Here is a 23680-nt window from a genome sequence, read left to right on the forward strand (position 1 = left end):
TTTTGCCCTCTGCCTGCAGAATCCACATCTTTTCAAAAATGATCTAGGCTGGTGTAGATGAGCCAGGAGAAGTTTCGTAGCCAGCTATCATCTTTTCTAGACGCGGCGGTTTTTCAAGGGGTCCCGCATCTTCGCCTCTCGCCGGATACCGATACTTTAGAGCTTTACCTGCCAGCCGTGAGCGCGGCCTATGAACCGGAAGACCCCCAATGGACCGTGACCACGCAGTTGCTGGATGGCACGGAGGTCACCCGCAAGTTTTATTACGTCGCCGGTGAGGAACCTGGCTTGTGGGTTTCCATGCCGCAGCCCTTTACCCACCTTGCCGTAACGTTTGCGGAGCAGACGCTGGAGTTTGCGGGTATTGCCAATGGTGGCCTGCTGCTCGATTCCGCGCACCGGCCTGTCGATAGCACGCAGCCCATCCCGCAGGGCGCGTACACCTTCATTGCGCCGACCGGCACGCAGCTAACTCCTGCCCCGGATAGCCAGCCGCGCCCGCATGGCGCGTGGGAAGGCTGGTCCATCTTTGAGGTAGCAGCACAAGATTCCTTCTCCATTGCTGTGCCGCGCCAGGACAAGACCACCATCACCGTTGCTGAGGACGCGGATTTTTCCTGGGATATGGCGGTCAAGTCCCTACCCAACGCACGCGGGCTGGACGGCGAGCTGGTGTACACGAAATCCCCGCGCCTCCTGGTCAATACCCCACTGCACCTGCAGCTGACCTATGTCCCCATCGGTGGGGAAGAGGAAGAAATCTTAGAAGATGAGCTGCCGGAGGGAATCCATGAGGTTCTACCCGGCGACGTCTTCGAAGACCCCTGGGTGGGCCGGTACCGCTTTAGCCTGTACAAGGGCGAAGAGCTTGTTGATGTCCACTATCTCAACTTTGCCGAAACCCTCCACATGCGCTCCAAGAATGAGGGACCCCGCGGCACCAACTTCCGCTTCATTGATGCGCTGGGGAACCTCTCACCGTTTAGCTATGCGCTTGCCTCGTCTCCCGATAAGCCCATTCAGATGGAAAAGGGCCAGCGCGTATTTGGCGAAGACGAATCGGTGCGCGAGGAGACCATCAGCAGTGAGGCCGGCTACGAGCTAACCTTTGAGGTCATCCCGGCGACCATCCGCACGCGCGTGAAGCGCACCGCGGCCGAGCCCGTGGATTATATGGATAAGCAGGTCATCCTGGCGGATCAGCTGGATGCGGATGCACTCTTTACGGTGCACTCGCCGGAGCCGCTGCCGCTGGCGAAATTCGTGGTCATTGATAAGAACCAGAAGATCCGGGATCTCGTTACCGCCAATGGTTCGACGGAGGCGACGACCACGCTCTCCGTCCCGAATCGCGCCCTCAAGGCCGCGCTGACCAAGAAGTCCTCGCTGGAGCTCTACCTCCTGTGGTCCACGCTGTCTTATGAGGAGTACCTGGAAGGCCTGCCGGATAAGGAGCGCGCGGCGCACCTCAAGCGCAGCATGGACCGCCGCGTAATGGAATACGAGGCAACCGCGGCAAGCGATCTGATCTATGCCGCCATCGCCACGGTGCGCAAGGCGCCACTGGTGGCCCGCGGCACCATCGAAGATGGCATCTTGATGCCCGAGCAAACCCACGAAGAGGAGGTGGAGCTTTTGGCCTGGGCGTGGCCGCTCGGCAACCCCGCCAGCGAGCCGCTGCCCTTGGAGCCGGTGGAGGAGGGCTTCGAGTTACCGGAGGAATTACACGAGGCTGGCGATCTCATCGTGGACTTCCGCGAGGATGAACCGGCCAGCGATCTCGCCGCCCCGCAGTACCCACCGGCAAGCTCGCTTATCATCTTCCACGACGGCGAGAGCGAGAATACCGCCGGCACGTGGGAGAACTATGCCGCCCTGCGCCGCCTCGCTCCCAAGGCCAAGGAGACCTTCGAGGGCGTTATCAAGAACATCGAAGCTGATCCGCGCGCCAGCCTTGATGCGCTCATGCAGGTGGACTTCGAGCGCGGCCAGCGCATGCGCGCGTTGGTGCGCACGGGCCTGATTACCCGTTCCTTTAGCAGCGATGGGGAAGAGGCCGCGGAACCTTCTTCCGTGCTCGCCGCGCTTGCCGATGCCAACCAGGCCCACGTGGAACATTCCGGCTCCCCCTCGCTGTGGCGCACGGCCACCACGGGAGTAGACGATGTCACCCGCCCCATGCTGCTCATGAGCGCTACCGGCGAGGCCCCAACGCCCGCTACTGACAGCGCGCAGCTGTGCGATGACGCCCACCGCATCGCCGCGCTACGCGAGTGCTTCGACAACGACTTGGCGCTGACCCGCCTGGGGACCATGTCCAACCTGCGCACTACCGCGCTGCAATTGCGGGTGACGCTGCAGCAATTGGGCGTAGATAAGTCGGTATTGCACACGCTGCTCGCCCTGGACGCCTTCGGGGATGGAAACACTGATCTAGGCGGCTCTGCCTGGATGCCGTTTATTTCCTATGTCTTTGCCATTGCCGCACGTGGGGTGGCCAATGGGAAGCTGACGGATGCGGCCGTGGCCTCCGCGCTAGATAATGCCCTCCCGCAGCTCGCGGAGGCGGTCTCGCTGGCTCCGGAGCTGTTTTACCGGGATATTCTCACTGCGGAGGCCCTTACCCGCGACTACAGTGACTGATATGCAGGTTATTTCCACCAACGTCGCCGTACGCAGGCCGGATCCGAGCGGGAGGCATGAGTTTTCGGGCATCGACAAGCGCCCGCAAGACTTTATCGATATTTCCGCACCTGGCCCCAATTACGGCGATGGCTCTGGCGTGCGCGGCGATTCTATCGGCGATAGCGAGCACCACGGTGGAAGTGACAAGGCGGTCTATGCCTATGCCCGCGAGGAGCTAGATTATTGGGAGGATTCGCTGGGCCGCACGCTGGATTCAGGGGCCTTTGGGGAAAACCTCACTACGCGCGGCATTGATCTCTCCGCGCTGCTTATCAATCAACGCCTCCACATCGGCACGACTACGCTCGAGGTCTCCGTACCCCGCCAGCCATGCGCAACCTTTTCCGGCTGGGTCCAGGAAAAGGGCTGGCTCAAGCGGTGGACCGCGCGCGGCGATTGCGGCGTGTACTTTCGCGTCATTTCGCCCGGGCGCATTTCTGCTGGGGATGCCATCACCTGCGGCCCCGCTCCCGCGCACGATATCACCATGCGCATGGCGTTTGCGGCCAAGATGGGGGACCGGGCGATGGCGCGGCGCGTGGTCGATGCCGAGTGCTTGCCGCCCCAGCACGCAAAAAAGCTCCGGGTATAAACCCGGAGCCAAATACCTGTGCCGCTTTAGGCCGCCTGCGCGCCCTCTGCGGCGCTGACGACGGGCGCCTTCGCCTTGGGGTAACGGCCGTGCACCATGTAGTAGTACACCGCCGCGACGACGATGAGGCCGGCGAGGGTGAGGTACATCGTATTGAAGCCAGTGGCACTCACGATGGGGCCAAGCCCGAAGGGGGCGAGGCCGATGCCGAAGTCCATCAAGAGGAACATCGTGGAGATGCCCGCGCCTATCTGTGCGGCCGATACAGAGCGCACCGAGATGGCCTGGCAGGCGGGGCTTAGCGTGCCGTATCCCATGCCCGTAAATGCACCCGCGACCACGAGCATGACGTCATTGCTGGGAAAGCCCATGATGATAAGGGCGATGGCGAAGGACACCAGGCCCAGGTACATGACCGAATTATCGCCTTTGTGGTCCTGGATGCGGCCCAAGAAGAAGCGCATGATGAGCATGACTACGGCGTAGCCGATGAAAAAGAGGCCGGCGCCGGTGGCCAGGTCCTCTTCGCGCGCATAGGCGTTGAGATAGGTGACCACGCCGGAGTAGGCGATGCCCACCAGGAGCATGAAAATACCAATGGGCACCACGTTGGGGTGCACGGCATTGCGCAGCTTGAAAGCGGGCTTTTCTTCATCGAGCTCCGCCGGGTAGCGCAATACGAGCGCCAGCACGAGGGAGACGATATTGGATCCCAGGGCGACCCCAAAGAGGGTGTTGTAGCCAATATTATTGGCCAAGAACAAGCCCACTGCCGGGCCAAAGGCGGTGGCAAGTGTAGTGCCGAGGGCGAAGTAGCCGGTGCCCTCCGCGCGGCGCTGTTGGGGGATGACGGACTGCGCAACGGCCATGAGCGCCGTAGAGGTCAACGCATAGCCTGCGCCGTGAAGCAGCCGCACGAGGATGAGGACGGCCACGTTATGGACCACGAAATAGCCCACCGTCACGATGCTGACAAAAGCCAGCGAGGTCAGGGCGGCGCGCTTTTGCCCCACGCGGTCCACCAACCAGCCAGAGAAGATGCGCATGAACGTCGCACCCAAAACAAAGGCGCTAGAGGAAAAGCCGCTGACGGTATCGGAGACCCCGAAGCTTTCGACGGCATACAGGGCCATGGTCGTTACCGTTAAGTAGAAGACAAGAAACTGGCCAAAATTAGCCACCCACGCCAACAGGAACGTGGGTGTAACCAATGGCGGCTGAGCCGCTGAATTCGTCGTTGACAAGACTCACTCCAATTAAAAATAAAAAATCCTCCCAACCGCGCACGGCCCCAAAAGGGCCGCGTGCGGGGAGAAGGAAAGCAATCACAATTATGCGGGGAGTGAGTATACGCCGCTGGCACTTAAATGTTTAATCAAACACGGTTATAAGCGCGCTCTAAACAGTGATTGCGTTGCCGATTGAAGGCCTAAGCGTTGGCATAAGGGTCGCGGATGCCCAGGTACTGCACGGAGGTGTATTCCTCGATACCTTCCGCGCCACCCTCGCGGCCCATTCCGGATTGCTTGACGCCACCGAATGGGGCAGCGGCGTTAGAGATAACGCCGGCGTTGAAGCCCATCAGGCCGAACTCTAGGCCATCGGCGATGCGCCACAGGCGGTCGGAATTCTCGGTAAAGACGTAAGATGCCAAACCGTACTCGGTATCGTTGGCGATCTCGAGCGCTTCTTCCTCGGTGCTGAAGGTGATAATCGGGGCGACTGGGCCGAAGATCTCTTCCTGGGCGACGCGTGTTTCACGTGAAACATTGGTAATCACCGTAGGCTCGTAGAAGTAGCCGGCGCCATCCCCGCGCTTACCGCCGGTGGCGATGGTAGCGCCCTTTTCTGCAGCATCGTCCACCAGTGCCGCAATGCTCTCCAAAGCCTTGGACTCGACGAGCGGACCGCAAGTAACACCTTCGTCCATGCCATTGCCCAAATTCAGCTTCTCGAATTCCGCAACGAGCTTCTCGGAGAACTCCTCGGCAACAGACTCGTGGACCAAGAAGCGGTTCGCTGCGGTGCAGGCTTCGCCAATATTGCGCATCTTGGCGCCCATCGCACCCTGGACTGCTTGGTCAATATCTGCGTCCTCAAAGACAATGAATGGAGCATTGCCGCCCAGTTCCATGGAAGTACGCAGCACATTATCGGCCGCGCCCTTCAAAAGAGTCCGGCCCACTGGGGTAGAACCAGTGAAGGAAAGCTTGCGCAAGCGGTCATCGGCAAGCAATGGCTCCGAAATTGCAGATGCAGACTTACCGGCAACGACATTGAGCACGCCCTTTGGAAGCCCAGCATCGATCATGGTCTGCGCAAAGTACTGCGCAGTCAGAGGAGTCAGCTTGGCCGGCTTGAGCACCATCGTGCAACCCGCTGCCACCGCGGGAGCCACCTTGCGGGTAGCCATGGCCAACGGGAAGTTCCACGGGGTAATCAAAAGGCAGGGACCCACCGGCTTGCGGCGAGTGATCATTCGCAGCGTGCCTTCGGGAACGGTTGCGGCGCGACCGTAATCGCGCACCGTTTCCTCACTGAACCAACGCAGGAACTCGCCGCCATAAGTGACCTCACCCTTAGCTTCCGCGAAGGGCTTACCCATCTCTAGCGTCATCAGGGCCGCGAATTCATCCGCCCGCTCCTGTACTAGATCGAATGCTCGGCGCAGAATCTCCGCGCGCTCGCGCGGCGTGGTGCGCGCCCATTCATCCTGCACGGCACAAGCTGCGTCGAGGGCAGCAATCGCATCATCCGAGTTTGCGGAAGAGAGCGTCGCCAGCTTCTCGCCCGTCGCTGGGTTTTCTACGTCAAAAGTCTCACCGGAGGTGGAATCGCGCCACTCACCACCGATAAGCAATTGGGTGGGAACCTTTGCAATTACCTCTTCGATATTAATACTCACTTATCGTCACCTTTCTTGAAGATATAGACCTGCACCACATTACCCTTAACGGACGCGAAGACCACTTATTAGATACCGATTGAATATTTTTCACTTGTTTCTTCCGCGCTATAGAAATTTAGGCTAGGCTAGTGCCCATGAAGAAAATGACTACTCGTTGGTGGTGGCGCGCGTAACTCGCGGGCCTTTCTTCGCAACCCATTTTTAGGCTCGCATTCTGCGGGCCTTTCGGCGTTTTCAGTGCCTTTGCTCGCGGATACCTCGGGTCCCTCGCACTCTGTTCCTCAGTTACTCCTGAAAGGGCACTGCAATGACATACACCGCCACCCGCGATATTGCCTATTGCCGGGATGCCTCAGCGCTATTTCATAGCTTGGCGCGATCGAGCGATTCCTTATTATTGGAAAGCGCTGATATTGAAACCAAGAAGAACCTCACGTGCCTGGCCGTGCTTGATGCCGCGGCAAAAGTCACCTGCACCGGCCAGCGGGTTCGCGTCCTCGCGCTCAGCCCAGCGGGGGAGCAGCTCATCACCATGCTGCAATCGCGCTTTACAGACCGGATTGTTTCACGTGAAACCACGGAAATTGTTTTTAAGTTCTCGCCCTCCAACGAGTCCGATGAACGGCAACGGCTCCTAGATGAATCGACGGCGGATATCCTCCGCGCGCTGCAGCGCGATGATTCCTATTCCTCGCCCCTATTGCCCTTCGTCGCCGGCGGGTTTGCCTATGACTATTTGGCCACTTTTGAAAACTTACCTGAGGTAGGCGAGGGGCCCAATAAGTTTCCCGATTATGAATTCCTCGTCGCCCAAACCGTCCTCGCGGTGGACCACCTAACGCAGACGGCGCACGTAGAGGGCTGGGATATCGACCGAGCCCGCTTGAAGGACACGCTCGATGCGCTCGCCGGTACACCCGTAGCCGAGATAGAGGATCTAGAGCCCAGCCAGCCCGCGGGTACCTTGACGGCGACCGCGGACATTGACGATGCCGCGTTTTGCGATCAGGTAACGCGGCTCAAGGGCAATATTGATTCCGGCGATATTTACCAAGTTGTCCCCGCCCGCACATTCACCGTGGACTGCCCCGATGCCTTCGCGGCCTACCGCCAGCTCCGTGAGACCAATCCCTCGCCGTATATGTTCTATCTCCGGGGAGAAGATTACGAGCTTTTCGGCGCATCACCGGAATCCAATTTGAAGTTTGACCCAGAGGCGCGGCAGGTTGAGCTCTATCCCATTGCCGGAACCAGGCCCCGCGGGCTCAACCCGGACGGCACCATCAACGATGAATTAGATATTCGCAACGAACTCGAGATGCGCACGGATACCAAGGAGCTAGCTGAGCACACCATGCTGGTAGATCTCGCGCGCAATGATCTCGCCCGCGTAGCAGAATCCGGCACGCGGCGGGTAGCAGACTTGCTCCAAGTAGACCGCTACTCGCGGGTCATGCACTTGGTCTCCCGCGTGACCGCCACCTTGCACAAAGACTTCGATGCCCTCGATGCCTACCGCGCCTGCATGAACATGGGAACGTTGACCGGCGCGCCCAAGCTACGCGCCAGCGAGCTCATCCGACAAGCCGAACACAAACGCCGTGGCTCCTACGGCGGCGCAGTGGGGTATCTGCGCGGCGACGGCGCCATGGATACCTGCATTGTCATTCGCTCCGCCTTCGTGCACCGCGGTACGGCTGCTGTTCAAGCCGGTGCCGGGGTGGTGCACGATTCCGTCCCGCAATCCGAAGCCGATGAAACCCTGCACAAGGCCTATGCCGTTCTCCACGCCATTGCCCTCGCGCACAACGCCACCCTGGAGGTACAGCGATGAATTCGCCGCATGTGGTTCTGCTCGATAACCACGATTCCTTTGTCTATAACCTCGTCGACGCCCTCGCCGGCTACCGCACCACCGTCTACCGCAACAGCGTCTCCGTCGCGGAGGTGCTCGCAGCCGAGCCCGATATTATTGTGCTTTCCCCGGGCCCTGGGCATCCGCGCGATGCTGGCTGCATGATGGAGCTTATCGATGCCACCTTGGGCACCATCCCCATCCTCGGCGTCTGCCTAGGTTTCCAGGCGCTACTGGAATACCACGGTGGCGGGGTAGGGCCCTGCGGGCCAGTGCACGGTAAGTCCATGCCTATGACGCTTACCGATGCCGGCACGGCCCACCCAGTCTTCGCCGGCCTAGCCACCGATGCCGATCCCGCCCAGCCCGGCGTCCCCGGTACCCAGGTCCCGGTGGCGCGGTATCACTCCTTGGGGTGCACGCAGGTGCCGGCCGGCATGCGGGTGCTCGCGGAGACGGAGGCGGATATTGGCACTATCGCGATGGCGGCCGAAACGGACGATGGCATGGCGCTGGGGATGCAATTTCACCCAGAGTCGATTCTTTCTCCTCGTGGCCCAGACATGCTGAACCGTTGCATTCACCGACTATCCACTCACCCCACTATGGAGCTAAAAGACTAATGACGAACCAGAGCCCGCTGAAAACACTGCAAGTCTTCTTGGATAATCCCGCGCCCACCGTGGAGGAGGCCACTGAGGTCTTCACCCCAGTTGCCGTGGGCGATTACGACGATATTCAAATCTCCGCGCTGCTTACACATATCCGCACCCGCGGCGAGACCCTCGCGGATATTACGGGCGCCGCCAAGGCGTTCTTGAAAGTTGGCCACCCATTTCCCATTACTGGTGAAGGCCTCATGGACTCCGCGGGAACGGGCGGCGATGGCGCGAATACCATCAATATCACGACGGCCGCCTCCTTAGTCGCCGCCGCTGGGGGAGTGAGGATGGTCAAGCACGGCAATCGATCCGTCTCCTCCAAGTCCGGTTCTGCCGATGTGCTTGAGGCACTGAATATTCCGCTGGACCTCGACGTGGACCGCGCCGTCCGGCAGTTCGAAGCCTCCAACTTCACCTTTCTCTTTGCTCCGGCCTACAACCCAGCCGTGGCCCACGTGCAACCGGTGCGAAAGGCTCTCGGGGTCTCCACCATTTTCAATACCTTGGGGCCCTTGCTCTCCCCGGGCCGCCCCGAGCTTCAGATCATGGGCATCGCCAACCCATCACAAGGCCCCATGATCGCGGAAGTTTTCCGAGAGCTGGGGCGCACGCGGGCGCTCGTCGTCCACGGTGCGGGTACCGATGAAATCGCTACCCACGGCACCACACAGGTCTGGGAACTAAAGGACGGCGAAATTTCGCACTATGAGCTAACGCCGGAGGAACTGGGCATCGCCAAGCATGAGCTCAGTGAGCTCGCCGGCGGCGACGGCCAAGATAACGCCGCACACGTGCGCGCTATCTTTAATGGCTCGGGTAAGCCGGCGCACTATGATGCGGTCGCGGCATCGGCTGGAGCGATGTTTTATCTGGGTGGCACCGCGGCAACGATTGCGGAGGGCGTCACGCACGCCAAGGGGCTCATCGATGGCGGTGACGTGGACCGCTGGCTGCGCACCCACGAGGAAGCCGAATACTAAAGAAACCACACTAGGGATAAGAAATGACAGAAGAGAAACTGCCGACGGTGCTCGAGGGGATTGTGGCTCAGCGCCGCACACACCTTGCCGGCATTCGCGAACGCATCGCGCACGTAGACGTAGACAGGCTTGAGCCGTCCCGCCGTTCGCTTTTTGCCGCGCTCAATGGCACTAACCGCTTCATCATGGAGTGCAAGTCTGCGTCGCCATCCCTCGGAATGATTCGCGAGGATTACCGCCCCGGCGATATCGCGCGCATCTATTCCCGCTATGCGGATGCAATTTCCGTACTGTGCGAGCCCGAGCGGTTCGGCGGGGATTACGATCACCTCCAGACCGTGGCCCAGTCCACGCACCTGCCGGTATTGTGCAAGGATTTCATCGTCGATCCGATTCAGGTTTATGCCGCGCGCTACTACGGCGCGGATGCAATTTTGCTCATGATGTCCATCGTGGATGATGAGACCTTTGCGCAGCTGAAGGCTTTGGCGGATAAGTTAGGTCTCGACGTTCTCACTGAAGCCATCACCAAGGAAGAGGTGGACCGCGCCCTGTCCTTCGGGGTGGAGATCATCGGTATTAATAACCGCAACCTCCATGACTTGAGCATCGATCTCTCCCGCACCGAGCAGCTCGCCGGGTACGTGCCTGACGATAAAGTCGTCGTTTCCGAATCCGGCATTCGCGATAACCACACCGTCCGACGTTTAGGCGCCCACGCCAACGCCTTCCTCGTCGGCTCCCAACTGACCTCCCACGAGGACATCGACCGCGCCGCCCGGGATCTGCTCTTCGGCGCGAATAAGGTCTGCGGGATCACCGCCGCCTCCACCGCCCAAACCGCCCGCGCCGCCGGTGCCCGCTACGGAGGGCTCATCTTCGCCCCAGATTCCCCGCGCCATGTTTCACGTGAAACCGCCGAGAAAATCATCGCCGCCGAACCCGGCTTGGATTTCGTAGCCGTGAGCCGCAGCGACGAAACCGCCGAATTGCGAGAGATAGCGGCAACCCGTGGGCTGTCCGGAATTCAGTTGCACGCCTCATTCCAAGGCAGCGTGGATGGAGAGCTAGCTTTGATCGACCGTACCCGCGCGGCCCTCGCGGACACCGACGCAGAGTTAGTCTGGCGGGCCATCGACATGACCAACCCCCAGTGGGTAGAGATAGCGCCTCAGCTTGCCGGACGGGTTGACCGCCTCGTGCTCGACTCGGGTAGGGGAGGGACCGGACGCAGCTTTGATTGGTCGGAAATCCCGGACGACATCAAAGCCCACAGCTTGTTGGCCGGTGGCCTCAACCTCGACAACCTGGATGGCGCGCTCCAAATGGGAACAGCGGGGCTCGACCTGAACTCGGGATTAGAAACGCACCCCGGGGACAAAGACTCCGCCCTGATTTCTCAAGCCTTCCGCACCATCCGATTATTCAACCACCCTGACAAGAAAGATTAACCATGCCCGATTCACGTGAAACACTCCTTCCCGCATACTTCGGGGAATTCGGCGGACAATACGTGCCGGAATCCCTCATCCCCGCATTGGATCAATTGGAGCAGGCTTTTGTCGATGCCCAGAATGATCCCAGCTTCCGCGAAGAACTCGCCGGATTGCTGCGCGATTACCTAGGCCGTCCGACCCCCGTCACCGAGGTTAAGAAGCTCGGCGGCAATGCGCGGATCTTCTTGAAGCGCGAGGACCTCGTCCACGGCGGAGCCCATAAGACGAACCAGGTGCTTGGCCAAGCCCTTTTGGCTAAGCGCATGGGCAAGAAGCGAATCATCGCCGAGACCGGCGCGGGCCAGCACGGCACGGCAACGGCCTTGGCCTGTGCGCTGCTCGATCTCGAGTGTGTGGTCTACATGGGCGCCAAGGATGTCCAGCGCCAGCAACCCAACGTCTTCCGCATGGAACTCATGGGCGCAAAGGTCATCCCCGTCGATACCGGCTCCGGGACGTTGAAGGATGCCGTCAACGAGGCGCTGCGCGATTGGACCGCTACTTTCCATGAATCGCACTACCTACTCGGCACCGCCGCCGGCCCACACCCATTTCCCACGATTGTGCGTGAATTCCACCGCGTCATCTCCACCGAGGCCAAGGCGCAGCTCCTCGAGAAGACGGGCGGCCTGCCCGATCTCGTCGTCGCCTGTGTGGGCGGCGGTTCCAACGCAATCGGCATGTTCGCAGATTTCATCGACGAAGAAGAAGTGGAATTGGTAGGTGCTGAGCCAGGCGGCGCGGGCCTCGATTCCGGGGAACACGGTGCCACCATTAACAACGGCACCGTGGGCATCCTCCACGGCGCGCGCAGTTACCTCATGCGCAATTCTGACGGCCAGGTGGAAGAATCCTATTCCATTTCCGCCGGCTTGGATTACCCCGGCGTGGGCCCACAGCACGCGCACCTGCACGCCACCGGTCGCGCTAAATATGTGGGGATCACAGATGCAGAGGCTCTACAGGCCTTCCAATTGTTGTCCAAAAAGGGGGGCATCATTCCCGCGCTCGAATCCTCCCACGCCCTGGCCTATGCACTGAAGCGCAAGGACGAGGACATCACCATCCTCGTATCACTTTCCGGCCGGGGCGATAAGGACATCGACCATGTCCGCCACACCCTGGATTCCCAGCCCGAACTGCAACTCAAGGAGAACTAATCATGGGCAGCCGTTACGATAAACTTTTTGCCGCGTTGAGTGAGAAGAAGGAAGGCGCGTTTGTACCTTTTATCATGCTGGGCGATCCAACTCCTGAGGCTAGCCTGGATATCATCCGCACCGCAGTCGCCGCCGGGGCGGACGCCCTGGAGCTCGGCGTCCCCTTCTCCGATCCAGTGGCGGATGGCCCAACCATCCAGGCCTCCCATATCCGCGCCCTCGATGGGGGAGCAACCCTTGATAGTGCTTTGGAGCAGGTGCGGACGATTCGCACCGAGTTCCCTGATCTGCCCATCGGCATGTTGATCTATGGCAACGTTGCCTTCGCCCGCGGGGTGGAGCAATTCTATGCGGAGTTCGCGGAAGCTGGCGCCGATAGCATTTTGCTTCCCGATGTCCCCGTACGCGAAGGCGCCCCTTTCATCGCCGCGGCAAAGGAAGCCGGGATCGACCCCATCTTCATCGCCCCTGCGCGCGCCGCAGAACGCACCCTTGCCGGCGTCGCTGAGCATTCACAGGGATATATTTACGCGGTCTCCCGCGATGGCGTGACGGGAACCGAGAAAGAATCCGAGACCACTGGCCTCGATGAGGTGGTTGCCAGCATTCAGCGCTTCGATGGTCCACCGGTACTGCTCGGTTTCGGTATTTCTTCGCCACAGCACGTCGCCGATGCCATCGCTGCAAACGCTGCAGGCGCCATTACCGGCTCCGCCATTACCAAGATTATCGACCGCCATGTTTCACGTGAAACCGGTGCCGCCGGGACGATCAATGATGCGGATGCCTTGCATGCGGAGCTGACCGACTTCATCGCCGGGATGAAGGAAGCGACCAAGAAATAGGGCGCGCTCCGAACGGTGGCGCCACAAAAAGCCCCCTGGCTTCCTCCCAGACCTGTTGGGTGGGGAAGCCAGGGGGCTCAATTGTTTCACGTGAAACTAGGCCGCAGTCTCTGCCTCTTCTTCATTGAGAGTATCGACCTTATCGCGGGCAAACTTATCAACGACCATCGCGATGGCACCATCGCCAGTAACGTTTGCCGCGGTACCAACGGAATCGATCGCGATATAAGCGGCGATCATCAACGCCACCATTCCGTCATCAAAGCCCATCATGTCCGCCAATAGACCAACGGCCACCATAACGGCACCACCCGGCACACCTGGTGCGGCGATCATCATGATTCCCAACAGGAAGATAAAGCCTAGGCCGGTACCAGTGCTGATATCCATATTGGCCATAAAGACGATGGCGAATGCGTAAAGCGTCAGCTTCATCATAGAGCCGGACAGGTGGATCGTCGCGCACAGCGGGATCACGAAGCTCGCGACCGGCTTCGAAATGCCGTTGCGCAAGCTCGACTCCAGGGACACCGGAATGGTTGCCGCAGAAGAAGACGTGCCCAATGCCGTAAAGTAAGCCGGAAGCATATTCCGCAGCGCCTTAAAAGGATTCTTCCCTGCGATTGCACCGGCAACCACGTACTGGAGCACGAGGTACACCAGCGTCATAACCACTGCCAGGATCAGTACCTTCGCAAAGGCAGAGAGGACATCGCCAATATTGCCATTCATACCCAGGCCAAGGAACATGCCGAAAATGTAGAACGGCAAAATGGGAATGACGAATCCCCAAATGACCTTAACCACCACATTTTCCAGTTCCTTAGTGACGGTATAGAGCGTATCGGACTTCACCGTCGTCATAGCGACACCAATGCAGAAGGAGAGCAATAGCGCCGTCATCACCTCAAACGGTGGTGCCATCTCCACCTCGAAATAAGGGGAGAGGGAGCCTTCGTCCACGTCCGACACGTTGGTTACTAGGGTTTGGCCCGCCAACATCGAGGGATAGAGCCACTGTGCCAAGCCATAGGCAATCAACCCCGCAAGAATGGTGGAGCCATAGGCGATGCCCGCCGTAACCCCCAACCATTTTCCAGCGCCCTTGCCTAGACCGGCGATCGCCGGGGCGACAAGGGCAAAAATCAAGACAGGAATGAAGAAATTGAGGAAGTTACCAAATAGCCCGTTAAACGTGGCAAAGGCTCGACCGAACCATTCGGGCGCAAAAAGGCTAACGACGATGCCAAGCACAATGGCGAGAACGATGCGGAAAAGGAGAGAGTCCGCTATTTTCTTGAGATTCATGCAATCACAATCAGGTTAGGTGTTCCCAGTCCGAGAACGCACGTGGGTGCGGTCCAGCGGAAGGAGAAACAACGTGGTGCAGGTGCAAAACCGAGCGAATATCTATCGATCGATCCAAATTGAATATTACCCGAGCCGCCTTATATTTAAGACACAAGCCCCGTAGCTTAATTTCCAATATGGTGTTGCAGGATTAAACTAAGGATATGGTCGCAGTGGGAATCATATTTTTAGTCCTTGCCGTTTTCCTTATCGCGGTGGGCGCACTCGCCGCCACCAAGCGGTTGCCAGGCAATAAATACATCGGCTTGCGTTTACAAGAAATCCGAAAGTCGCGAGAAGCATGGGATAATGCCCACGCGGTCGCCGGTCCCTTCTGGGCCCTAGGCGGAGTATCGCTGCTTTTCGGTGGCGTCGTAGCTTTCCGCGCGGAGGGTTGGATGTGGCTCATTCCGGTGACCACTTTCGTCATCGCGATCCTCGCGCTTTCCGTCGGTTCGAACCTTGGATCGCGCGCAGCATTTCTTTACGAGCAAGCACATGCCGGCGAAGATGGTTGTGGCGATAGCTGCAACTGTGGCTCCGGCGGCTGCGGTGGGGAAGAGGCCGCCACTGACTCCGCCACCCAACCCGAGGTTGATCTGGGCGCACTCCGCCAGGCCGCCCGACACTCTGATAATTAAATAATAAGCTTTCGCGTTCCTTTTCTCCCTCCCTTTCCTGTCCGGCAATCGCCATATACAGAGACAAGGGAGGGAGATTTTTTATAACACAGTGACTTTATTGCTCTAAACAAGCAGTCATGCTCGTTTCGTCACAACTAAATTAGAAAGGCAATTCGGTTATAACATCCATATTGGTCTTTAGCTATAGTGGACTCACTCCACTAAATGCAATTCCTGTGGAAATTCATAGAACTCGCATAAAGGTTCCGCACAGTGCCACTCAGCCGCTACACCTAATGCAGGCAAGGGTAGACAATGGGAGGCATGAAGAAAACCACAGCTCTCGCCGCAATCGCCGTCTCCACTTTTAGCATCGGTTCTTATGTCGCCGACTCCCAACGCGTCAATCCGGAATCACAAGTCGCAGGAGGGGAAGGTCCGCATCCCATCGTTAATGACTTAGGCCTCGATTCCGGCACCTATGAACTCACACCCACCGAGTCTGGTTCCGTCGCCACCTGGAACGGTAACTTTTCCTAATTGTATGTTTCACGTGAAACCTGCACCTGATACTTCCACGTTATGATTTCCGCACGATTATTACTACCCGCCGACGAAATCATATTCCGACCTTAAACCATTCAGGATAGAGTAGGGGCTATGGCTATTTGTTCGCGTCGCATGTTTTTGCTCGGATCCGCTACGACTTTCGCAGGTGCGTACCTCGCGGCCTGCGGCTCAGAACCATCCGCGGAGATCGCGGCTACGGACATTCCCGTAGGCTCCGGGATCATCGTCGATGGGGTTATCTTCACACAGCCGCAAGAGGGAGAGTTTAAGGCCTACTCCCAGACCTGCCCGCACCAACAAAACCCCATTACAGAAATCGACGGTATGACTGCCACCTGCACTGCACATCATACGTCCTATAACCTGCAAGACGGTTCGGTGATCGAAGGACCAGGCCGAGACCCACTCAAAGAGTTTGAGGTAAGCCAAGAGGGCGCAAAGGTCACTACCGCGTAAATACCCGCGGATGCCTCACCTTCTACCCGCATGGTTTCACGTGAAACTATGCGGCTTAAGAAGGGCACACGGGAGAAAATTATCTCCACAACCTTTCGTGGAACCACGCGCGACGGTTTACACTTTTGGTCATGCTGCACAGACTTAAAAAGCCGGATCCGCTCATCGTCCTCATCCTTACGGCCGTGGCAATCGCGATTATTGCACCAGCCCGCGGCACCTTCGCTGACGTCTTTGGCAGTCTGACGAATGTGGCGATCGCGTTGTTATTCTTTCTCTATGGCGCGCGGTTATCCACCCAAGAAGCTTTAAATGGGCTCAAACACTGGCGGCTCCACCTCACCATTCTCGCGTTCACCTTCGTTATTTATCCCCTCATTGGCGTGGCACTGCAGCCGCTCACTGGGTTCATTACGGACGATATGTACATGGGAATCCTATTCCTCACGCTGGTCCCGTCCACCGTGCAGTCCTCAGTGGCGTTTACCTCCATTGCCAAGGGAAACGTATCTGGGGCCATTGTCTCTGCCTCAACCTCCAACTTGGCCGGCGTCTTCATCACGCCAGTCCTGGTCATGCTTCTCATGGGTACCGGTACCGGCCTGCATATCGATACTTCCGTCTTTGGGGAAATTTCCCTTTTGCTTCTCGCACCCTTTGTGTTGGGCCAACTAACTCGACGCTGGATAGCGAACTTCACCCAGAGCAAGGCTACAAAAGTGGTGGACCGCGGGTCCATTGCCATGGTGGTCTATTCGGCCTTTTCCAAGGGCGTGGTCGATGGAATCTGGTCTTCCATCTCTGTCTGGGAGATTGTCTTCCTCGTCGTTTTCGCCGCAGCATTCGTCATTTTCATGTTGTGGCTGACGCGGTTTATCTCTGGAAAACTGGGGTTTTCACGCGCCGATATCATCGCGATCCAATTCTGTGGCTCTAAGAAATCCTTGGCCACCGGCCTTCCCATGGCCTCAGTCATGTTTGCCTCTGGACCGACATCGCTCGGTCTTTTGATTCTCCCGCTGATGATTTACCACCAGGTGCAGCTGATGATCTGTTCATTGTTGGCATCCCGGTACGCCCAGCAGGACGAAGAACAACTACACTAGGTAGCCATGGCTAACTACCTTTATGTACGCACCGAACTCTCCGTCCCGGGAGTGGGTTCAGCGGTCCACCTCGCAGAAATAGAAGAACACGATGCCCAGCGCTGCCGCATGCACCGCATGATCGCTCTGGACCCCGCGGACTCCGTCGTCGGGGTAGCGACCCCAAATAGTTCCACGGGAAACGTGGACAAGCCGCAAGAAATGGTTCCGCACCCCGATACCTACGATGAGTTCCCGGATATTAGCGCCCGCTACATGGACCAAGAACAGTTTGAGGCGCTCTGGACGGAAGCTACCACCAAGTTTGGCCTTTAGCTAAGCGCGGGCTAAAGCACCACGTTCACCAGCAGCATGTAGAAAGCGGTACCGCCGAAGATGGATAATCCGGAATCCCGCTTCCACCTGTGCAGCCCGACGGTGACCAACACGCCCAGCAACACTGGCCATAAACCGCCGGTGTCGTCCGCCTGTCCGGCAACGGCATAGACCACCAAGATGGTCATAACGCCCACGGGCATCATCATGCCCAGCAGCGAAAAGAACTCGCTATCCTTCATCCATTTCTTTGCGGAGAAGGGAAGCTCCCGCAATAAAACGGTCACGATGCCTACGGGGATAAGGACTGCGGCAATCGCACCTAAGCTGACTCCAGCTGGCATTTAGTTCTCCTCCTTCGCGGTCGTGGAGGCAAGCGGCTGCAGCCGCCAGGTGAGCGCGTTATCTACGCGAGGCGAAAGATAGCGAATGATGAGCAACAGGAAATAAGCGCTCAAGGAGACCATCAGCAACTGTCCCGGGGTAATGAAGGCAGCGAGAATGCCCAAGACCGCGGCTGATAGCGGGAGCGACAGATCCTGATTATTGCGGAAAGAGTCCATCGCTAGAACGACGAATAGGGCGACGAGGGCGAATTCCATTCCCTCAACGGAGGAGGGGATTACCTGGCCGGCGAGCGCACCAACGAGTCCGCCACCCACCCACAGAATTTGGCAAAAGATTTGAATACTCAAAATGCGGATGCCGGTAGGCCGCTCCTCGCGCGGCAGCGCCGAGACGATGGCATACGTTTCATCCGTGAGGGCATAGGTGGAATAGGCCTTGCCCACGGGGGAATTAATCCGCTTGCGGGGAAACGTTAGCCCGTAGAAGATATGGCGGAAATTCACCATAAACCCGGTAAGGAGCGAGGAGAGCGCGGATACTCCGCCGGTAACCATGGAAATGGCGAGAAACTCCATAGAACCGGCGTAGATAACGATGGAAAATATAGGTGTCCACCACCAGCTAAAGCCGGATTGGACCATCAGGAGGCCAAAAGCCAAGCCCAATGGAATTAGCCCGAGAGCCGCCGCCCACGTGTCTTTAATGCCCTTGTGGATTTCCTCGCGCATACGGGTTAGTGTAACCGATCACTTTCCGCCGCCTAGGAATTAATTATCATCCACATTCACGGGATAGGTGGAATACAGCGGCAGGGGCATAGGCTGGCGTTTCATGACATCGGCCCATAAATCGGCCTGGCCAGGGGCCACCACGTCCTGCGCTAGGGCCGGTGCCACGAACCATTCACCGGCCTCGATTTCTTCCTCCAGCTGCCCGGGGCCCCACTCGGCATAACCGGCAAACATGCGCATGCCGGTAACCAGCGGCTCGATATCTTCCGGGTTGGAGCGCAGATCCACGTGCGCTAGGCGCGGTGCAAGGCGGCTGAGTTGTTCCTCTTTATCTGGGTCCACGCCTTGCTTAGTCTGCGCCAAGCCCACGACGGATTGTTGGTTGAGCGGGCCACCGATATACAGCGCCTGCGGTTTAGCGACGACGGGCATCCATTCTGGGAGCACATTAAAAATGGCCACCTCTGAGCGCTTGGTGAGGTCCACGCCGAAGGTCATCATGTCATTGTGCTCAACCAGCAGGATGACGGAGCGGGCAAATTCCGGGGACAGCATCCCCGGTGCGGACACGAGTAGTTGCCCTGGGGCGGGTTCGTTGCGCTCGAGGGCGTTAAATAATCTATCGGCAAACATCACTGTTTAGACTCCCACCACTGGCGCAACTTCGCAATAGCTTCTTCCCGCTCGAGGGGGCCGTACTCCAAGCGCATTTCCTTCAAATAGGACCAGGCCTGCCCCACTTCGGGCCCAGGGGAGAGGCCCAAAATCTCCATGATCTCGTTGCCATCTAGATCCGGGCGCACCCGTGCGAGGTCTTCCTTGCGGCCGATCTCCGCAATTCGCTCCTCCAGCTGGTCATAGGTGCGCTGCAAGCGGCGCGCCTTTTTCGCATTGCGGGTAGTGCAATCGGCGCGCACCAGCTTGTGCAGGCGGGGGAGAAGATCACCCGCGTCGTTAACATAGCGCCGCACGGCAGAATCGGTCCATTGATTTTCCCCAAAGCCGTGGAAGCGCATGTGCAGGTAGACCAACTGACCAATATCTTCCGTCGTGGCCTTGGGGTATTTCAGCTTCCGCAGCCGCTTCCGCGTGAGCTTGGCGCCCACCACCTCGTGGTGGTGGAAAGAAACCTTACCGTCGGTGTTATCGAAGGTATCGGGCTTGCCGATGTCGTGCAGCAATGCCGCCCACCGCAATACTAGGTCGGGGCCGTCTTCTTCTTGATCCATCGCCTGGCGCAGTACCTTGAGCGAGTGCGCGTAGACGTCCTTATGCTGTGCGTGCTCGTCCGTGGTCATGCGCAGGGCAGGGATCTCCGGGAAGATGTAATCCGCAATCCCGGTATTGACCAGCAGGTCGATGCCATCCCACGGCGCTTTGCCGCACATAAGCTTATCCAGCTCCACTTGAACGCGCTCTACCGTAATGCGCTGGATCTCTGCCGCCATATCGCGCATGGCAGCAACCACCCGGTCTGCCACGTGAAACTCTAATTGGGACGCAAAGCGCGCGGCGCGCAACATCCGCAGTGGATCATCGTGGAAGGAGATTTCCGGTTTATCCGGGGTGTCGAGCACCTTATTAGCCACATCGTGAAGGCCGCCGAGGGGATCGTGGAACTCAAAGGTGGCATCGGCAAGCAGCTCAATAGCCATGGCATTGACCTTGAAATCGCGCCGGACCAAATCGCCTTCCAGGCTATCGCCGTAGATGACCTCGGGGTTGCGGGACTGCCCATCATAGGAATCAGAGCGGAAGGTGGTGATTTCTATCTGTTGGCCCTTGTACACGGCGGATACGGTGCCATAGGCAATGCCGGTATCCCATACCGTTTCGGCCCACTCATCCAGGATTTCCTTGACCACCTCTGGGCGCGCAGGGGTGGTGAAGTCCAGATCATTGCCCAAGCGGCCGAGGAGGGCATCGCGCACCGAGCCGCCCACGAGGTAGAGGGCATGTCCACGCGCGCTGAACTTCTCCACCAGCCCGCTCAATAAGCCACTGAGCGAGTTCACGGTAGACTCCGCGCGCGCAAGAACGCCGATTAACTGAGTGTCCTGAAAATTCACGGGTGAGAGTCTACTACGATTGGCAGGGATGACTAACCAAGAACAAGGCTCCGCGCAAGGCCCCTCCAAAGGAGGTGGCCGTAGCCGTAACCGGCGCCGGCGCCGGCGGCGGCCGGATAACCGCACGCGCCGCACTAACCAGCAGCGCAGACAGCAACGCGGTGGCAATAATCACGGTACCTCCACCGTCATGGAGACCCGCGATGAGACATCTGCGGGCGGGCTCGTAATCTCTGGGCTCGCCGAGTGCGTCGATGGCAACGGTAAAGCGGACCTGTCCCGCGTCTACGTAGCGCTGATTGGGCGCTTAGACCGCCGCGGCCGTTTATTGTGGTCCATGCCCAAGGGGCATGTGGAAAATGGCGAGGCCAAGGAGGTCACCGCGGAGCGCGAGGTATGGGAAGAAACCGGCATTTCCGGCGAGGTTTTCGCTGACCTCGGGGTGATCGATTATTGGTTCGTCTCTGATGGCGTGCGCATTCACAAGACGGTGCACCACCACCTCCTGCGTTTTGTGGACGGCATCATGAACGATGAGGATCCAGAGGTGACCGAGGTGTCCTGGATCCCCGTTTCTGAACTCATCGAGCACTTGGCGTACGCGGACGAACGCAAGCTCGCGCGCATCGCGCACGATCTCCTCCCCGATCTCGCACGAAAGGAAGCCGACGCAGGGAAAGCGACCCCACGCTAATGCACAAGCGCCTCAAATCACTTGCCGCGGCTGGCGGTTGCGCGGTACTTGCCGGTTGGGGATTGTTCTTACCAAGCGCGGCGGCCCAAATGGACTCTGTTCCGGACGAGCAGATGGATATCCAAGCCTGGTTGGGCGCGCGCGGGCCGGAGCGCGCCGATCTGGATCTTATCGATGCCCAGCCCTTTACCGTAGGCACTGACATGCGGCTGCGCTTCCGCGTGCATAACCCCACCGATCAGCCCTTGGAAGATCTGCAGGTAACGAGCCGCCGCGGCGATAGCGTTGCTGATGCAGCAGAAGCGCGTACAGAAATGGCCACCGGTGATTTTCCTTATTATGGCTCTGGCATGACCACCGCACCGCTGCAGCCAGGTGAAACCCGGGAAATAAGCTTTACCGTGCCCAGTGGCTTAGATGCCGAGCGCACCTTGGCAATCAATGAACCGGGCGCCTATCCGCTGCTATTTACCCTGACCGGTACTCTCGAGGGCGATGCGGTGAGCCTAGCGGAAGAGCGATTTGTGGCCCAATTCTCCGGAGAAGGGCCGACTGGTGTCGCGGCGGCCGCGGCACCAGAAGAAGAACACGACGAAGCCGAAGACTCCCAACCGCACGATCTCACGGTGGTCTATCCCATCAGCGCGAACTTAGACATCCTCCCCGGCGGGCTAGGGGGAGAAGAGCTCATCTTGTCCTCCGATGAGTTAGGGCACGAACTGCGCGAAGGCGGCCGCCTCGATACGTTGGTTTCTACCTACGAGGATCATGACCTGCAGGGGGCCGGCTGTGTGGCCATCGACCCCGCGCTGCTCGATACCGTCAACCGCATGTCGCAAGGCTATACGGTCAATTCCACGCGCCCCGCGCAAGGCGATCGTCCCAAGCGCCTGCGCGATTCTTGGTCGCGGAGCAGTGACGATGACAAAGGAGAGCCAGGCGAAGCTAAAAATGATGCCGAGCGGTGGCTAGAGCGCCTGCGCGAGCTGGATTGTTTCATCGCCATGCCCTGGGCCAATGCGAATGCCTCTGCGGTGGCTAGGACCAATAATCCTGCCCTTCTCTTTGAAGGTTTACAGCGCGGCAACCAGACCATCGAGCGCATCCTGGGCAAGGCGCCGGCTAGCAATATCCTGGCGGTAGGTTCCGGTTATATTGACCAAAAATTGCCGGTGCCATCCCTGGTTGCGGATAATTCGAACTGGTCCGGCGAGGCCGCGACTTTCGATGCCTCCCTTGGCGCCCTGCTATCCCAAACCGGCTCCAAGCCACAGACGGTTGGTTATTCCAACCCGGAGCTGCGCTATGACTACTCCAAAGATTCTGCTTTGTCTCGCGCCATCACGGGCGGGGCGGCCCTCAGCCTTGCGGGCGGGGAAGATACCGTGGCCAAGCTTCCGAACTACCTTGACCCAAGCGCGGCCGAGCATGCACTCGCCGCCGCGGAAGACCTGCTCAAGTCCGGCCACTCCCGCCCCCGCGGGATCAGCGCGGTGGAATTGCAACAAGGCGATCCCAACGCTCCTACCGGTAGTCCCTTTATCGATCCGGCGGTCTTTTCGGAGCCGGAATTGGCCCGCGTTGAGCAACAGGCGCGCTATACCGATGAGCTGATGAATATCGTGGTCGATGACCCTGATATCACCATGACGCGCTCTGAATTCGTGCTGCCGCTGCGCCGCGATCTCCTCAACTCGTTATCGCTTAATAATCGCGATAGCTTGGGCACCCACGCCGCGGCGCGCGAGTCCTTTTCCCGCACCATGGAGATGCACTCCAATACGCTGCGGGATCTGCGCGATTCTGTCTCCCTCATCCCCCCGGGAAATGTTTATACCCGCGTATCTGAGTCATCGCCGCTGCTCATCGTGGCCGAAAATGGCCTGCCGTTGCCGGTGGAGGCAAAGCTGCAATACGATGCCCCCGATGGCGCGCGGCTCAACACGCCCAAAAGCGTCCGTATTCCCGCTAAGGGCTCTATTACTGTATCCATGACCGCTGATATGCCGAAGGACGCGGATCGCACGGACATTGGGCTGTGGCTGGCCACTCCTAAAGATCAGACCATTTCGCAGCCCATCACTATCTCCGTGCAGACACGTGCCGGTATCGTAACCTTATACGCTGCCGGCATAGCCGGCGCTCTCGTGCTGGTTTTGGCTACGCTCTTTCGGCTTGGCCGTCACCGACGCAAAAATCACAAGGCTGAAAAGTAAAAGTTGAAGTTGTATCCTC

General features: G+C 58.8%; 21 protein-coding genes and 1 pseudogene. 15 read left to right on the plus strand and 7 right to left on the minus strand.

Translation table 11 applies throughout. From position 1 onward, the window contains the following. Positions 1–57 precede the first annotated feature (57 nt). Together ABRP88_RS07370 and ABRP88_RS07375 are read left to right on the plus strand one after the other, a co-directional pair. Entirely contained in the window at positions 58–2643 is a 2586-nt protein-coding gene (locus ABRP88_RS07370; protein WP_349836806.1) for a hypothetical protein, read from the plus strand. A gap of 1 nt (position 2644) precedes the next feature. Next, positions 2645–3277: an MOSC domain-containing protein gene (locus ABRP88_RS07375; RefSeq protein WP_349836807.1), complete on the plus strand. Its 633-nt coding sequence runs from the start codon at positions 2645–2647 to the stop codon at positions 3275–3277. A 26-nt stretch (positions 3278–3303) separates the two neighbouring features. On the opposite strand, the gene ABRP88_RS07380 is transcribed toward ABRP88_RS07375, so the two are convergent. Together ABRP88_RS07380 and ABRP88_RS07385 are read right to left on the minus strand one after the other, a co-directional pair. Continuing rightward, positions 3304–4521: an MFS transporter gene (locus ABRP88_RS07380; RefSeq protein WP_349836808.1), complete on the minus strand. Its 1218-nt coding sequence runs from the start codon at positions 4519–4521 to the stop codon at positions 3304–3306. A 185-nt stretch (positions 4522–4706) separates the two neighbouring features. Then, complete coding sequence (locus tag ABRP88_RS07385) at positions 4707–6182, minus strand: NAD-dependent succinate-semialdehyde dehydrogenase (protein ID WP_349836809.1); 1476 nt, start codon at positions 6180–6182, stop codon at positions 4707–4709. A 310-nt stretch (positions 6183–6492) separates the two neighbouring features. Between ABRP88_RS07385 and ABRP88_RS07390 the strand changes: the two genes are divergently transcribed. From ABRP88_RS07390 to trpA, 6 genes are read left to right on the plus strand one after another with little or no spacing between them, the layout of a single operon-like run. Then, complete coding sequence (locus tag ABRP88_RS07390; RefSeq protein ID WP_349836811.1) at positions 6493–8019, plus strand: anthranilate synthase component 1; 1527 nt, start codon at positions 6493–6495, stop codon at positions 8017–8019. Beyond that, positions 8016–8663 carry an anthranilate synthase component II gene (locus ABRP88_RS07395; protein ID WP_296089136.1) on the plus strand — a complete coding sequence of 216 codons (648 nt, stop codon included), beginning with the start codon at positions 8016–8018 and terminating at the stop codon, positions 8661–8663. Before ABRP88_RS07390 ends, ABRP88_RS07395 begins: the two co-directional genes overlap by 4 nt. Then, complete coding sequence (gene trpD / locus ABRP88_RS07400) at positions 8663–9682, plus strand: anthranilate phosphoribosyltransferase (protein WP_349836812.1); 1020 nt, start codon at positions 8663–8665, stop codon at positions 9680–9682. The genes ABRP88_RS07395 and trpD overlap by 1 nt, the downstream gene beginning before the upstream one ends. A 23-nt stretch (positions 9683–9705) precedes the next feature. Further along, complete coding sequence (gene trpCF / locus ABRP88_RS07405; protein WP_349836813.1) at positions 9706–11133, plus strand: bifunctional indole-3-glycerol-phosphate synthase TrpC/phosphoribosylanthranilate isomerase TrpF; 1428 nt, start codon at positions 9706–9708, stop codon at positions 11131–11133. 2 nt (positions 11134–11135) lie between these two features. Next, positions 11136–12338 carry a tryptophan synthase subunit beta gene (gene trpB, locus ABRP88_RS07410; protein WP_349836815.1) on the plus strand — a complete coding sequence of 401 codons (1203 nt, stop codon included), beginning with the start codon at positions 11136–11138 and terminating at the stop codon, positions 12336–12338. Positions 12339–12340: 2 nt separating this feature from the next. Next, complete coding sequence (gene trpA, locus ABRP88_RS07415; RefSeq protein WP_349836817.1) at positions 12341–13183, plus strand: tryptophan synthase subunit alpha; 843 nt, start codon at positions 12341–12343, stop codon at positions 13181–13183. 96 nt (positions 13184–13279) lie between these two features. Here trpA and ABRP88_RS07420 read toward each other — a convergent pair whose 3' ends face one another. Next, positions 13280–14491, minus strand: coding sequence for a dicarboxylate/amino acid:cation symporter (locus ABRP88_RS07420; RefSeq protein ID WP_284770803.1), 1212 nt, complete (start codon positions 14489–14491; stop codon positions 13280–13282). A 206-nt stretch (positions 14492–14697) separates the two neighbouring features. Between ABRP88_RS07420 and ABRP88_RS07425 the strand changes: the two genes are divergently transcribed. The 5 genes from ABRP88_RS07425 to ABRP88_RS07445 all read left to right on the plus strand — a co-directional run bounded on the left by ABRP88_RS07425 (position 14698) and on the right by ABRP88_RS07445 (position 17603). Continuing rightward, positions 14698–15174, plus strand: a complete 477-nt coding sequence (locus ABRP88_RS07425; protein WP_284770802.1) for an SdpI family protein — start codon at positions 14698–14700, stop codon at positions 15172–15174. A gap of 306 nt (positions 15175–15480) precedes the next feature. Further along, positions 15481–15696, plus strand: coding sequence for a catechol 1,2-dioxygenase (locus ABRP88_RS07430; RefSeq protein WP_349836819.1), 216 nt, complete (start codon positions 15481–15483; stop codon positions 15694–15696). A gap of 120 nt (positions 15697–15816) precedes the next feature. Then, positions 15817–16182, plus strand: coding sequence for a Rieske (2Fe-2S) protein (locus ABRP88_RS07435; RefSeq protein ID WP_349836821.1), 366 nt, complete (start codon positions 15817–15819; stop codon positions 16180–16182). Between the two features lie 131 nt (positions 16183–16313). Next, the gene (locus ABRP88_RS07440; protein ID WP_349836822.1) at positions 16314–17288 is read left to right on the plus strand and encodes a bile acid:sodium symporter family protein; all 975 of its coding nucleotides are present in this window, start codon (positions 16314–16316) and stop codon (positions 17286–17288) included. A gap of 6 nt (positions 17289–17294) precedes the next feature. Beyond that, on the plus strand, positions 17295–17603 hold the full coding sequence (locus ABRP88_RS07445; RefSeq protein ID WP_349836824.1) for a hypothetical protein: 309 nt from the start codon (positions 17295–17297) through the stop codon (positions 17601–17603). 11 nt (positions 17604–17614) lie between these two features. Here ABRP88_RS07445 and ABRP88_RS07450 read toward each other — a convergent pair whose 3' ends face one another. The 4 genes from ABRP88_RS07450 to ABRP88_RS07465 are packed head-to-tail and all read right to left on the minus strand — an operon-like array spanning position 17615 to position 20751. After that, positions 17615–17947: a branched-chain amino acid transporter permease gene (locus ABRP88_RS07450; RefSeq protein ID WP_349836826.1), complete on the minus strand. Its 333-nt coding sequence runs from the start codon at positions 17945–17947 to the stop codon at positions 17615–17617. Then, the gene (locus ABRP88_RS07455; RefSeq protein ID WP_284853911.1) at positions 17948–18679 is read right to left on the minus strand and encodes an AzlC family ABC transporter permease; all 732 of its coding nucleotides are present in this window, start codon (positions 18677–18679) and stop codon (positions 17948–17950) included. It lies immediately after the preceding gene. Positions 18680–18718: 39 nt separating this feature from the next. Continuing rightward, entirely contained in the window at positions 18719–19315 is a 597-nt protein-coding gene (locus tag ABRP88_RS07460; RefSeq protein WP_349836827.1) for a YqgE/AlgH family protein, read from the minus strand. Then, the gene (locus tag ABRP88_RS07465; protein WP_023016392.1) at positions 19315–20751 is read right to left on the minus strand and encodes a CCA tRNA nucleotidyltransferase; all 1437 of its coding nucleotides are present in this window, start codon (positions 20749–20751) and stop codon (positions 19315–19317) included. Before ABRP88_RS07465 ends, ABRP88_RS07460 begins: the two co-directional genes overlap by 1 nt. Before the next feature lie 31 nt (positions 20752–20782). Between ABRP88_RS07465 and ABRP88_RS07470 the strand changes: the two are divergent. Both ABRP88_RS07470 and ABRP88_RS07475 read left to right on the plus strand, forming a co-directional pair. Further along, positions 20783–21445, plus strand: a pseudogene (locus ABRP88_RS07470) (NUDIX hydrolase); the annotation flags it as partial. Next, entirely contained in the window at positions 21445–23661 is a 2217-nt protein-coding gene (locus ABRP88_RS07475; RefSeq protein WP_349836829.1) for a DUF6049 family protein, read from the plus strand. The pseudogene ABRP88_RS07470 and the gene ABRP88_RS07475, both read left to right, overlap by 1 nt. Positions 23662–23680: the final 19 nt, after the last annotated feature.

Source organism: Corynebacterium sp. KPL2734 (assembly GCF_040225595.1).
Classification (GTDB): Bacteria; Actinomycetota; Actinomycetes; order Mycobacteriales; family Mycobacteriaceae; genus Corynebacterium; species Corynebacterium rhinophilum.

What these genes read in the sequence shown, in the direction of transcription:
- ABRP88_RS07370 (WP_349836806.1), top strand. Translation starts at nt 58, where the DNA reads ATGAGCCAGGAGAAGTTTCGTAGCCAGCTATCATCTTTTCTAGACGCG.
- ABRP88_RS07375 (WP_349836807.1), top strand. Translation starts at nt 2,645, where the DNA reads ATGCAGGTTATTTCCACCAACGTCGCCGTACGCAGGCCGGATCCGAGC.
- ABRP88_RS07390 (WP_349836811.1), top strand. Translation starts at nt 6,493, where the DNA reads ATGACATACACCGCCACCCGCGATATTGCCTATTGCCGGGATGCCTCA.
- ABRP88_RS07395 (WP_296089136.1), top strand. Translation starts at nt 8,016, where the DNA reads ATGAATTCGCCGCATGTGGTTCTGCTCGATAACCACGATTCCTTTGTC.
- trpD (WP_349836812.1), top strand. Translation starts at nt 8,663, where the DNA reads ATGACGAACCAGAGCCCGCTGAAAACACTGCAAGTCTTCTTGGATAAT.
- trpCF (WP_349836813.1), top strand. Translation starts at nt 9,706, where the DNA reads ATGACAGAAGAGAAACTGCCGACGGTGCTCGAGGGGATTGTGGCTCAG.
- trpB (WP_349836815.1), top strand. Translation starts at nt 11,136, where the DNA reads ATGCCCGATTCACGTGAAACACTCCTTCCCGCATACTTCGGGGAATTC.
- trpA (WP_349836817.1), top strand. Translation starts at nt 12,341, where the DNA reads ATGGGCAGCCGTTACGATAAACTTTTTGCCGCGTTGAGTGAGAAGAAG.
- ABRP88_RS07420 (WP_284770803.1), bottom strand. Translation starts at nt 14,491, where the DNA reads ATGAATCTCAAGAAAATAGCGGACTCTCTCCTTTTCCGCATCGTTCTC.
- ABRP88_RS07425 (WP_284770802.1), top strand. Translation starts at nt 14,698, where the DNA reads ATGGTCGCAGTGGGAATCATATTTTTAGTCCTTGCCGTTTTCCTTATC.
- ABRP88_RS07430 (WP_349836819.1), top strand. Translation starts at nt 15,481, where the DNA reads ATGAAGAAAACCACAGCTCTCGCCGCAATCGCCGTCTCCACTTTTAGC.
- ABRP88_RS07435 (WP_349836821.1), top strand. Translation starts at nt 15,817, where the DNA reads ATGGCTATTTGTTCGCGTCGCATGTTTTTGCTCGGATCCGCTACGACT.
- ABRP88_RS07440 (WP_349836822.1), top strand. Translation starts at nt 16,314, where the DNA reads ATGCTGCACAGACTTAAAAAGCCGGATCCGCTCATCGTCCTCATCCTT.
- ABRP88_RS07445 (WP_349836824.1), top strand. Translation starts at nt 17,295, where the DNA reads ATGGCTAACTACCTTTATGTACGCACCGAACTCTCCGTCCCGGGAGTG.
- ABRP88_RS07450 (WP_349836826.1), bottom strand. Translation starts at nt 17,947, where the DNA reads ATGCCAGCTGGAGTCAGCTTAGGTGCGATTGCCGCAGTCCTTATCCCC.
- ABRP88_RS07455 (WP_284853911.1), bottom strand. Translation starts at nt 18,679, where the DNA reads ATGCGCGAGGAAATCCACAAGGGCATTAAAGACACGTGGGCGGCGGCT.
- ABRP88_RS07460 (WP_349836827.1), bottom strand. Translation starts at nt 19,315, where the DNA reads ATGTTTGCCGATAGATTATTTAACGCCCTCGAGCGCAACGAACCCGCC.
- ABRP88_RS07475 (WP_349836829.1), top strand. Translation starts at nt 21,445, where the DNA reads ATGCACAAGCGCCTCAAATCACTTGCCGCGGCTGGCGGTTGCGCGGTA.